Origin of the sequence: Micromonospora sp. (genome assembly GCF_048594385.1) — a bacterium.
GTDB lineage: Bacteria > Actinomycetota > Actinomycetes > Mycobacteriales > Micromonosporaceae > Micromonospora > Micromonospora wenchangensis.
Genome location: NZ_JBMDWU010000499.1, coordinates 1 through 10,989 on the forward strand (window position 1 = coordinate 1; position 10,989 = coordinate 10,989).

A 10,989-nucleotide genomic window follows, 5' to 3' on the forward strand; every position below is an offset into this window, starting at 1 on the left:
ACACGGCCAGGCGACCCCATGGCCAGGCGGCCCCATGGCCAGGCGGCCACACCGGGCCAGGCGGCCCCGGGGTGGGTCAGATGACCTGGAGGGTGGTGCAGAGCCAGTTGCCCCGGTGGTGTTCGAGGCGCAGGGCCATCGCCCAGCTCCGGCTGCCGCCGGTGACCACGGCGGCCACCTCGACCGCCGCCGGCCGCGGCTGGCACACCCGCAGCCGGCGCAGGTGCACGGCGGGCCGGGTGGAGCGGCGGCGTACCGGCGGGGTGCGGGCGGCGGCGCGGGCGAGCTGCTCGGCCACCTCGACGGTGCGCCCCGGCTCGACCAGGGCCCGGATCTGGCCGGGCGGCCGGTAGCCGTTGAGGATCTCCAGGCAGGTGCCGACGAACCGGTGGGCGGCCCGGGTCGCCTCGGGGGTGGTGGTGGCGGGCGGCAGCAAAGGCGGGGCGGCCGGGTGCCCGGGGCGGGGTCGGGGGTCGGGTCGGCGGCCGGTCGGTCGGCCGACGGCGGGCCGGCCCGTGCCGAACAGGTCGAGGGCGAGCTGTCCGGGTGGCCGGGGCCAGAGATCCGGCACCTCGTCGACGTAGGGCGGGTCGGTGACGGGGGCCGGGCGTAACCGGATCGGCGGTCGGGTCGGCCCCGGACGGCGGGAGTCGGCCATCGTTGCCCCCTCGTTTTCTGCGTTTGCCTTCGTTTGCTTCCGACAGCGTCGATTGTCGGGCACGGCAACGCCCAGGGTCAATGGCTCAGCGGGATGGTCCGGTCACTCCGGGTCGCGGTCGGTGAGCGGGTTGCCGCGTACCCACTCGGCGGTCTCGGCGTACTTGAGCTGGATGTACTCCTCCAGCCGGGCCCGCTCGACCCGCCACTGTCCCCGTCCGCCGATCTTGATGGCGGGCAGCTCGCCGCTGCGTACCATGTGGTAGACCTGCGAGTCCGACACGTTCAGCTCGGCGGCCACGTCGGAGAGCAGGAGAAACCTCGGCTCCACGGAAACCCCTCGGCTTGGCGTCGTTCGGCCCAGTTTGCCACCGACAGCCTTCCCCGCCCAGCACCGCCCGTCGACTGGTGCGGCGGCTTCCCCCGGGGCGGTGCGCGGTGTATGACGGTCTGGACGTACGGCATGATCGGCGTTCGGGGCGGCCGTCCGCCGCCCCGGTGAGCGGAGACGACCAGGGGAGACGACGGTGGGCGACGAGCTGGTCCGGGTGTACGTGCCGGCGACCGTGCCGATGCTGGCCCTGTTGCGGGAGCGGGGGCTGCCAGCCAGCGGCGGCCACGCGGTCACCCCCGCCCTGCGCGAGTGGTACGCCGAGGGCGACGAGGAGGAGCTGGAGTACGTCGCCTTCACCCGGGCCGCCCAGGATGCCCTGCAACTGCTGCGGGAGGACGCCGACGCGCCCCGTCGCCGGGTCGTGGTGTCGGTGGACCTGCCCGCCGGGCTCGTCGGCCGGGGTGACGGTGAGCTGGGTTCCAGCGTGGTCGACCTCGACGGGCCGCTGCCGGCGTCGGCGGTGGCCGCGCTGCACGTGGACGGGGCCGAGGCGGTCGGGGACGTGGCCGCCGCCGTGGACGTGGTGGTCGAGGCGCTCGGCGGTGACCCGGACGCCCAGTTCACGGTGGACGGGGCCGAGGACCACGAGCTGGAGTGGTACGACCCGTCCGAGTGGGAACTGCTGCTGCGTAGCGTGTCCTGAGCGGGGCCGGGCCGGATCAGTCCTCGGCGGGGTCCTCCGGGTCGTCGTCGCGCGGGGTCGGGCCGAGGGTGCGGCCGAAGAGGACGACGGTGGTCAACGCGCCGACGAAGAGCACCCAGATGCCGTTGTCGATCCGCGAGGTGCCCATGCTGGTCTGGGCCACCGCGTCCGCCTCGCTCAGCGCGCCCGCCAGGTCCAGCAGGGTCCGCCCGCCGATCCGGATGATCACCTCGGTGAGCAGCAGGAGCAGACCGGGCCCGGCCCCGGCGAGCAGGTAGGCCGGCCAGCGCGGGGCCGTGGCGTCCGGGGCGTGCCGGACGGCCCGGCGGCGGGCCCAGGTGAGGTAGCCGAAGGCGAGCAGCCCGGCCACCAGCCCGCCGAGCAGCGACTCGGTGCGGGAGACCCACTTCGCGGCGCCGACCAGCGACGCCTGGGAGTCGCCGGCCCCGAACAGGTCGAACAGCGGGTCCCGGGCCTGGCTGAACAGCACCACGAACAGCAGCGTGCCGAGGGCGGCGGTGACCACCGCGCCGACCGGGGCCGGGGTACGTGCCCCGGCCAGCGCCCCACCGATGATGGCCGCCGCCGCGCTGGTGCCGGCGATGGTGTTGGTGGTGGCGTTGTCGGCGTAAGTCAGGTTGATCGCCAGTGCGGTGCCCAGCCCGACCAGCATGCCGGCTCCGATCGCCGCCGCGAAGCGCAGCGCGGCCCGGTCGCCGAGCCGGCGGGCGGCCAACTCGCTCGCGGCCAGCGCGACGGCCGCCCCGGCGACCAGGGCGGCGGAGATCACCCCGGGCAGGGCGAAGGCGGACAGCGTGATCGCGGTGAGCCCGACCGCCGCCGAGTGGATCGCCTCCCGGGTGGACCAGAGCATCGCCGCCAGCCAGCCGAGGGCCAGCACCGCCAGCACGGGCGTGCCCGGGGCGTACCCGGTGCGCCCGGCCGGCTGCTCCGGCGACCGGTCGATGGACTCGGCCGTCGAGCTGCCGGGCTGGTTGCTCATCGTCTCCCCTTCGACACCGCGCCACCCCGGCACCGGGACGGGCCTCACCCTCGCGCGAACCAGCGTACGCGGACGGGCCGGACCGCCCCGGGCTGGGCGTGGCGGCTCCCGGCCGGCCCGGGAGCCGGGCGCGGGCGGGGTCGCCCGGGACGCCGCGCCGACGAGCCGGGGCATGCCGGCGGACCGACCCGGCCGGCCGGTACCGACCCACCCTGTCTTTCTTCGTTCGGATGGCACTTCTGGTGGGGAATCGTCACCGAACAGCCGGTGTCCGCCTCGTGATCCACGGTGTGGGGCGGGCGGGGCGTGAGTCCCGCGAGCCGGGCGTGGGAGAATCGCCGGAGGTCCCGCCGCCGCGAACAGCTACCCCGCGCGGTGTCCGGCGTCCGGCCGTCCGGTCGGTGCCCGCGGGTCCGATTTCGCCGCCGCTGTCGAGATCGCCCAGGAGCCTGTGATGGACGCCGTGTTCTCCGTACCCGAGCCGCGCAACGAGCCGGTACGCACCTACGAGCCGGGCAGCGCCGACCGGGAGCGGCTGAAGCGGCGGCTGACCGAGCTGGCCGCCGACCGGATCGACCTGCCGATGACCATCGCCGGTGAGCAGCGGATGGCCGGCGGTGACCCGATCGACGTGGTCCAGCCGCACCGGCACGCGCACGTCCTCGGGGTCACCGGTCACGCCACCCACGACGACGCCCGCGCCGCCGTGCGGGCCGCCAAGGACGCCGCGCCGATGTGGCGGGCGCTGCCGTTCGAGGAACGCGCCGCGGTCTTCCTGCGCGCCGCCGAGCTGCTGGCCGGCCCGTGGCGGGACACCCTCAACGCGGCCACCATGCTCGGCCAGTCCAAGACCGCCGTCCAGGCCGAGATCGACGCGGCCTGCGAGTTCATCGACTTCCTCCGGTTCAACGTGCACTTCGCCCGGGAGCTGCTGGCCGCCCAGCCGAACTCGTCGCCGGGGGTGTGGAACCGGTTCGACCACCGCCCCCTGGAGGGCTTCGTCTACGCGGTGACCCCGTTCAACTTCACCGCGATCGCCGGCAACCTGCCGTCCGCGCCGGCCCTGCTCGGCAACACCGTGGTCTGGAAGCCGGGCCCCACCCAGCAGTTCGCGGCGCACTTCACCATGCGGCTGTTCGAGGCGGCCGGCCTGCCCCCCGGCGTGATCAACATGGTCACCGGGCGGGGCGAGGAGGTCTCCGACGTGGTGCTCGCCGACCCGGACCTGGCCGGCATCCACTTCACCGGCTCCACCAAGGTCTTCCAGCAGTTGTGGCGCACGGTCGGCGAGAACATCGCCTCCTACCGGGGCTACCCCCGGCTGGTCGGGGAGACCGGCGGCAAGGACTTCGTCGTCGCGCACACCAGCGCCGACGTCGACGCCCTGCATACCGCGCTGATCCGGGGCGCCTACGAGTACCAGGGCCAGAAGTGCTCGGCCGCCTCGCGGGCGTACGTGCCCCGGTCGCTGTGGGAGGGTGGCCTGCGGGACCGGCTGGCCGCCACCGCCGACGCGTTGACCTACGGCGACGTGACCGATTTCGGCAACTTCGGCGGTGCGGTGATCGACGCCCGCGCGTTCGACAGGCACACCGCCGCGCTGGAGTTGATCGGCGGGGACGACAGCTGCCGGGTGCTGGCCGGCGGCACCGCCGACGACACGGTCGGGTGGTTCGTCCGACCGACCCTGTTCGAGTGTGCCGACCCGGCCCACGAGACGTTCACCACCGAGTACTTCGGGCCGATCCTCGGCGTGCACGTCTTCGACGACGCCCGGTTCGACGACGTGGTCGCCCAGGCCGAGTCGGTCGCCCCGTACGCGCTGACCGGGTCGGTCTTCGCCACCGACCGCCGGGTGATCGACGCGGTGGCCGAGAAGATGCGGTACGCGGCAGGCAACTTCTACGTCAACGACAAGCCGACCGGGGCGGTGGTCGGGCAGCAGCCGTTCGGGGGTGCGCGGGCCAGCGGCACCAACGACAAGGCCGGCTCGTGGCACAACCTGGTCCGCTGGATGTCCCCCCGGACCATCAAGGAGACGTTCGTGCCGCCGACCGACCACACGTACCCGCACATGGGCTGAACCGGCGACGGCCGGCGGTGGCGTGCGACGACGTCCCCGCCGGCCGGGCCCGCCCGACCCGGCGACGGGCCGGCACACCCTGCGCGGTCGGGTCCGGGGCGGCGGTCGGGGGTGGTCCTGGGAGCACTGTCGTCGGCCGACAGTGCACATTGGAAATCCTCCCGGGTGGCAAATCCGGAAATCCTGGACGCCGGGACGGCAAAGTGGCAGCTTAGAGGGCATGGCGGATTCCGGAGTCAACCCCACCGCGGCGGCCCTGCTGGGTCTGTTGCACGAGGGGCCGATGACAGGTGGCCAACTGATGGCCGCCGCTGAGCGCCGACTGGCGCCGTACTGGTCGATGACACGCAGCCAGGTCTACCGTGAGTTGCCGGTGCTGGCTGAGCGTGGTTTCGTGCGGCTGGGCAAGCCCGGGCCGCGGATGAGTCAACCCTACGCGATAACCGCGGCCGGCAAGCGGACCTTCTCCCGCTGGCTGGCGGAGAATCCCGGTCGGGACACCATCCGCAACCCGATCGCCCTGCGGATCGCGTTCGGCAACCTGCACTCGGCCAGCCAGCTCAAGAACCTCTACACCTCAGCCAACGAATACCACACCGAGGCCCTCGCGTACGTCCGCGAACAGGTCAAGACCGCCAAGAAGGAGGGCGACGAGTACGACGCCAGCGCGCTGGAGTTCGCCGTCGCCTACCACAAGGCCGCGCTGTCCTGGCTCAAGACCGCCCCGGTCGGCTGATCATCCGCCCTGGTAGGTGGTGTGACGTGAGCGGACCGCCGCACGCACAGTACCCTTGTCTGTCGTGACCGCTGCCGATTACGCCGAACAGCTCAAGGAACTCGACGCGACCCTGCGCAACATCGAGGCGGTGCTCGACCTCGACCGTCTGCGGGAGGAGAAGGCCCGGCTGGAGGAGCAGGCGTCCGCGCCGGACCTCTGGGACGACCAGGCCAAGGCACAGCAGGTGACCTCGCAGTTGTCGTACGTCAACGGCGAGATCAGCAAGCTGGGCAGCCTGCGTTCCGGGCTCGACGACGCCCGGGTGCTGCTGGAGCTGGCCGAGGACGAGGCCGACTCCGGGGTGCTGGGCGAGGTCGAGTCCGAGATCGCCACGCTGACCAAGGCCATCCAGGAGATGGAGGTCCGCACCCTGCTCTCCGGCGAGTACGACTCCCGGGAGGCGCTGGTCGCCATCCGGGCGGGCGCCGGTGGGGTCGACGCGGCCGACTTCGCCGAGATGCTGCTGCGGATGTACCTGCGCTGGGCCGAGCGGCACGGCTACCCGACGGAGGTCTACGAGACCTCGTACGCCGAGGAGGCGGGCCTCAAGTCCGCCACCTTCACCGTCAAGGTGCCGTACGCCTACGGCACGCTCAGCGTCGAGTCGGGTACCCACCGGCTGGTCCGGATCAGCCCGTTCGACAACCAGGGCCGCCGGCAGACCAGCTTCGCCGGGGTGGAGGTGCTGCCGGTCACCGAGCAGACCGACCACATCGACATCCCGGAGAACGAGATCCGGGTGGACGTCTACCGGTCGTCCGGGCCAGGTGGGCAGAGCGTCAACACCACCGACTCGGCGGTGCGGCTCACCCACATCCCCACCGGCATCGTGGTGACCTGCCAGAACGAGAAGTCCCAGCTACAGAACAAGGCCTCCGCGATGCGGGTGCTCCAGTCCCGGCTGCTGGAGCGCAAGCGGCAGGAGGAGGAGGCGAAGCTGGCCGGCCTGAAATCCGGCAGCACCAGCTCCTGGGGCGACCAGATGCGCTCGTACGTCCTGCACCCCTATCAGATGGTGAAGGATCTGCGAACCGAGCAGGAGACCGGCAATCCGTCCTCGGTCTTCGACGGCGAGCTGGACAGCTTCCTCGAAGCCGGCATCCGCTGGCGTAAGCAGCAGCAGCTCGCCAACGACGCTGCGTGATCGAACGTGAACGGGGCGCGTCGTCGATCCCGGGTTGACCGGGCGAATCGATGACGCGCCCCGCATCGGCGGGGCGTGCCACTTGGCTCTGCGGTTACACCGCGTAGACTCACGACCCGTGATTCAGCTTGAGCAAGTGACGAAGACGTACCCGAAGGCGTCCCGGCCTTCGCTCGACAACGTGTCCGTCTCGATCGAGAAGGGCGAGTTCGTCTTCTTCATCGGACCGTCCGGCTCCGGCAAGTCCACGATCATCAAGATGCTGCTGCACGAGGTCGCCCCCAACAAGGGCCGGGTCATCGTCAACGGCAAGGACGTCACGTCGATGCGCTCCTGGAAGCGACCCCACTTCCGGCGCTCCATCGGCTGCGTCTTCCAGGACTTCCGGCTGCTGCCGAACCGCACCGCCTACGAGAACGTGGCGTTCGCCCTGGAGGTGATCGGCAAGACCAAGGCGGTGGCCCGCCGGGTCGTGCCCGAGGTGTTGGAGCTGGTCGGGCTCGGTGGCAAGGAGCACCGGTACCCGCACGAACTCTCCGGTGGCGAGCAGCAGCGGGTCGCGGTGGCGCGGGCGTTCGTGAACCGCCCGCTGATCCTGCTGGCGGACGAGCCGACCGGAAACCTGGACCCGTACACGTCGATCGAGATCATGCGCCTGCTGGACCGGATCAACCGCACCGGCACGACCGTCGTGATGGTCACACACGACTCCAACATCGTGAACCAGATGCGCCGTCGCGTCGTCGAGATCGAAAGCGGCCGCATCGTGCGCGACCAGGCCCGCGGCGTCTACGGGTGAGCCGGCGCTCCACCCCTGCCGTACGACCTGACGACGAACACCTCACGCCGGAGAGCCGGAGGAACACCCGATGCGGATGAAGTACGTCCTGTCCGAGGTACTGGTCGGACTGTGGCGCAACGTCACCATGACCGTCGCGATGATCATCACGATGGCGGTCTCGCTGACCATGCTCGGCGCCAGTGGCCTGATGTACAAGCAGGTCGGCGACATGAAGGACCTCTACTACAAGAACGTCGAAGTCTCGATCTTCCTCAAGACCGACGTCACCGAGCAGCAGCGCACCGACCTCGACGCCAAGCTGAAGAGCGACCCCCTGGTCAAGGAGGTCCTCTACGTCAACAAGGACGAGGCGTACAAGACCTTCAAGGAGATGTACCAGGACGCGCCCGACCTGGTGAACGCCGTGAAGCCGGACCTGCTGCCCGAGTCGTTCCGGCTGAAGCTGGTCAACCCGGAGCAGTACAAGAACATCTACGACCAGTACCAGGGCACCGAGGGCGTCGACGTGATCGTCGACCAGAGCCGGCTGCTGGACAAGATCTTCAACGTGCTCACCGCGATCCAGAACATCGCGCTGGCCGCCGCCGTGGTGATGGCGATCGCCGCGCTGCTGCTGGTCGCGAACACCATCCAGGTGGCCGCGTACAGCAAGCGGCGTGAGGTCGCGGTCATGAAGCTGGTCGGCGCGTCGAACTGGTTCATCCAGGCGCCGTTCGTGCTGGAGGCGGTGGTCGCCGGCCTGATCGGCTCGCTGCTGGGCCTGGTCGCGCTGATCGGGGCGAAACAACTGCTGTTCAGCGGATCGTTGAAGGCGCTGGAGGGGCTGCTCTCGCCCGTCCAGTGGTCGGACATCTTCCTGATGTTCCCGCTGATGGCCGGCGTCGGTGGCCTGATCAGCGCCGCCACCGCCTGGGTCACGCTCCGCTTCTACCTGCGGGTCTAGTCACCGCAGCGCTCTCCGTGGGGACCCTCCCGGGCCGGGAAGAAACGGCGCGGGAGGGTCCTTGTCGTTCGGGTAGCATGATCCCCGCTCGCCGGCCGGGTGGTCGGTGAGCGTAGTGGAAGGGAGGTGGCGCCGGATGCCACGGGAGAAGGGCCGCAAGGTGGTCGCCTCCAACCGGAAGGCCCGCCACGACTACGCCATCCTCGACACGTACGAGGCGGGCATGGCGTTGACCGGCACCGAGGTCAAGTCGCTGCGTGCCGGGCGGGCCTCGCTGGTCGACGCGTTCGCCCAGGAACGTGACGGCGAGTTGTTCCTGCACGGCATGCACATCCCGGAGTACACCCAGGGCACCTGGACCAACCACGAGCCCCGGCGTACCCGCAAGCTGCTGCTGAAGCGGATGGAGATCGACAAGTTGATCGGCAAGACCCGCGAGGGGGGCCTGACCATGGTCCCGTTGCAGGTCTACTTCTCCGACGGCTGGGCGAAGGTGGAGATCGCCCTGGCCAAGGGCAAGAAGTCGTACGACAAGCGGCAGGACCTCGCCAAGCGGGACGCCGACCGGGAGATCGCCCGGGTGTCCGGTCGCCGGGGCAAGGGGATGGACGACTGATTCGCCCCTTCTGTCCGGGTCGGCACGCCGGGCCGGGGCTCGGGATGAAACCCGTTGCGGCAGGCGTTAGTCTGGACAGTGCCGCCACATCCGGCGGCCCGTCGAGGGGGTGACTGGTTTCGACTTCGTACGCAGCGACAGGGGAAGCGAGCCGAGGAAGCCGACGTCGTCTCGAGAATCGGTCGTCGGAAACCAATAAGCGCCAAGCAAAATCGCGCTGACTTCGCTCTCGCCGCCTGAGGCGAGTAGTGAGTCTGTCGGCCTGGGAACGCCTTCGTCCCAGTTAGCCGGCATCAGCTAGAAGGCTGGCCAATCGGACCCGGTCGCGGGGTCCGTGCGGCGAGATCAATCAGCGACTGGGCCCGTCACACCAACTTGCTCGCGTGAGCGGTGGGGCCGAGTAGAGGCATAGCGAGCTGCGCTCGGAGAAGCCCTGACAAACCGGCGAAGGACCCGGGTTCGATTCCCGGCACCTCCACCACCTCGATGATGCGCCCCGGTCCCCACGGACCGGGGCGCATCACTGTTCCCCCTCCCGCCTTGCCCCGCCCTGCCGCCGCGCCTCGCCTCGCCTTGCCTCGTTGATCAAGAGGTTTGCGTCAGACCCGGCGCGGCGAATGACGCAAACCTCTTGATCACCCGGCCTTGACGGATGGCGTGCGGTGATCAAGAGGTTTGCGTCAGAGTTGGAGATCAACTTGACGCAGACCTCTTGATCAACCAGGTGTGCGCGGTGGGAGGGCGGGGTGAGGCGTCGAGAGGGAGGGAACCGGGAACGGTGGGTGGGCGTCTCAGGGGGATGCGGCGACTCGTAGGGCTGACGTGGGGGTTGGGGCTTCTGGTGGCGGTGGGTGGGTGTGCGGCCGCCGGCTCGGTGCCCGGAGGTGCGGCACCCGGCAGTGCGGTGGATGGTGGGGCGGTCGGGGGTGATCCGGGGCGGCAGCGGGAGGCGTTCGACGAGCGGGCCGCCGAGGTCGCCGGGGCGTGGCGGCCCGGCCCCGAGTGGTCGAGCGGGTATCTGCCGCTGCAGGACGCCACGGTGCTCACCGGCCAGCCCGGCTTCGACGCCGGCACCGAGGCGGCCTTCCGCGCCGGCTGGTACCGGGACCAGATCGAGCTGCCGACCGCCGTACCCGCCGACGGGGCGATCCGGTTCCCCGACGGTGCCCTGACCGTACCGCTGATCAGCGCCGCCGAGGCGTACCGGCAGCTGGACCAGGGCGACCCGCCGCCGTGCGAGGGACGGCCCCGGGGGCCACGACCCCCCGAACCCACGGCCGGCACCCGGCCGGACGATCCGGTCTCCACCCAGGCCGCCTGCATCCCGCTGACGGTCACCGGGGTCACTCTGGGCACCGCCGAGGTTCGTACCAGCCGGGGGGTCGCCGCCGTACCCGCCTGGATCTTCACCGTGGCGGAGCTGACCAGCCCGGTGGCCCGCCTGGCGGTGGCGCCCCGGTCGGTCACCGCCGCCCCGGAGCCCGCCGCCCCGAACCGGTCCCTGCCGGGCGGGGTGGCCGGTGCCGACCAGCTCCGCCGGGTCGACGGCGCCCGGCTGACGTACACGGTCGGTATGGGCGCCTGCGACAGCGGACCCACCGCCCTGGTTCGGGAGACCGACGACGTGGTGGTGGTCGGCGGCGGGGTGGTCCGGGGCACCGGGGAGTGCATCGACCTGGCGGTGCTCAAGCCGGTCACCGTGACGTTGGCGGCCCCGCTCGGGAAACGTCCGGTGCTCGACGTCGCCACCGGCCGGGTGCTCACCCTCACCGCCCACTGACCCGCCAAGCCGTTCCCGCACTCGGGTCCCCCGTCAGAACGTCGCCCGCTGGCCGGTGATCCACAGGTTTGCGTCACCCCCCCCGGGCGCGGATGAAGCCAACCGCTTGATCACCGCCGACCCCCACCCACACGCGGGCGGGGGCG

The 10,989-nt window shown here is 71.2% G+C and carries 11 protein-coding genes and 1 other RNA gene; 9 read left to right on the forward strand and 3 right to left on the reverse strand.

Annotation, left to right across the window (positions count from 1 at the left end):
- Positions 1-76 precede the first annotated feature (76 nt).
- Together ACOJTC_RS26875 and ACOJTC_RS26880 are read right to left on the reverse strand one after the other, a co-directional pair.
- Entirely contained in the window at positions 77-658 is a 582-nt protein-coding gene (locus ACOJTC_RS26875; protein ID WP_420118978.1) for an Rv3235 family protein, read from the reverse strand.
- Between the two features lie 102 nt (positions 659-760).
- Positions 761-988 carry a helix-turn-helix domain-containing protein gene (locus ACOJTC_RS26880; RefSeq protein ID WP_067306191.1) on the reverse strand — a complete coding sequence of 76 codons (228 nt, stop codon included), beginning with the start codon at positions 986-988 and terminating at the stop codon, positions 761-763.
- A gap of 196 nt (positions 989-1,184) precedes the next feature.
- On the opposite strand from ACOJTC_RS26880, the gene ACOJTC_RS26885 reads away from it, so the two are divergent.
- Positions 1,185-1,694 carry a DUF6912 family protein gene (locus ACOJTC_RS26885; protein WP_357931636.1) on the forward strand — a complete coding sequence of 170 codons (510 nt, stop codon included), beginning with the start codon at positions 1,185-1,187 and terminating at the stop codon, positions 1,692-1,694.
- A 16-nt stretch (positions 1,695-1,710) separates the two neighbouring features.
- Here ACOJTC_RS26885 and ACOJTC_RS26890 read toward each other — a convergent pair whose 3' ends face one another.
- The gene (locus ACOJTC_RS26890; protein WP_420118979.1) at positions 1,711-2,697 is read right to left on the reverse strand and encodes a hypothetical protein; all 987 of its coding nucleotides are present in this window, start codon (positions 2,695-2,697) and stop codon (positions 1,711-1,713) included.
- Between the two features lie 454 nt (positions 2,698-3,151).
- Between ACOJTC_RS26890 and pruA the strand changes: the two genes are divergently transcribed.
- The 8 genes from pruA to ACOJTC_RS26930 all read left to right on the forward strand — a co-directional run bounded on the left by pruA (position 3,152) and on the right by ACOJTC_RS26930 (position 10,843).
- Complete coding sequence (pruA, locus tag ACOJTC_RS26895) at positions 3,152-4,780, forward strand: L-glutamate gamma-semialdehyde dehydrogenase (protein ID WP_420118980.1); 1,629 nt, start codon at positions 3,152-3,154, stop codon at positions 4,778-4,780.
- A 220-nt stretch (positions 4,781-5,000) separates the two neighbouring features.
- A complete protein-coding gene (locus tag ACOJTC_RS26900; RefSeq protein ID WP_145918036.1) occupies positions 5,001-5,516 on the forward strand; it encodes a PadR family transcriptional regulator in 516 nt (171 codons plus the stop codon).
- Positions 5,517-5,580: 64 nt separating this feature from the next.
- On the forward strand, positions 5,581-6,702 hold the full coding sequence (gene prfB / locus ACOJTC_RS26905; RefSeq protein WP_204927319.1) for a peptide chain release factor 2: 1,122 nt from the start codon (positions 5,581-5,583) through the stop codon (positions 6,700-6,702).
- 118 nt (positions 6,703-6,820) lie between these two features.
- The gene (ftsE, locus tag ACOJTC_RS26910) at positions 6,821-7,501 is read left to right on the forward strand and encodes a cell division ATP-binding protein FtsE (RefSeq protein WP_420118981.1); all 681 of its coding nucleotides are present in this window, start codon (positions 6,821-6,823) and stop codon (positions 7,499-7,501) included.
- A gap of 70 nt (positions 7,502-7,571) precedes the next feature.
- Positions 7,572-8,447, forward strand: coding sequence for a permease-like cell division protein FtsX (gene ftsX / locus ACOJTC_RS26915; RefSeq protein WP_204927318.1), 876 nt, complete (start codon positions 7,572-7,574; stop codon positions 8,445-8,447).
- 136 nt (positions 8,448-8,583) lie between these two features.
- The gene (smpB, locus tag ACOJTC_RS26920) at positions 8,584-9,063 is read left to right on the forward strand and encodes an SsrA-binding protein SmpB (protein WP_204927317.1); all 480 of its coding nucleotides are present in this window, start codon (positions 8,584-8,586) and stop codon (positions 9,061-9,063) included.
- Between the two features lie 105 nt (positions 9,064-9,168).
- Positions 9,169-9,544, forward strand: a transfer-messenger RNA (tmRNA) gene (gene ssrA / locus ACOJTC_RS26925).
- A gap of 318 nt (positions 9,545-9,862) precedes the next feature.
- On the forward strand, positions 9,863-10,843 hold the full coding sequence (locus ACOJTC_RS26930; protein ID WP_420118982.1) for a hypothetical protein: 981 nt from the start codon (positions 9,863-9,865) through the stop codon (positions 10,841-10,843).
- The last annotated feature ends 146 nt before the right edge of the window (positions 10,844-10,989 follow it).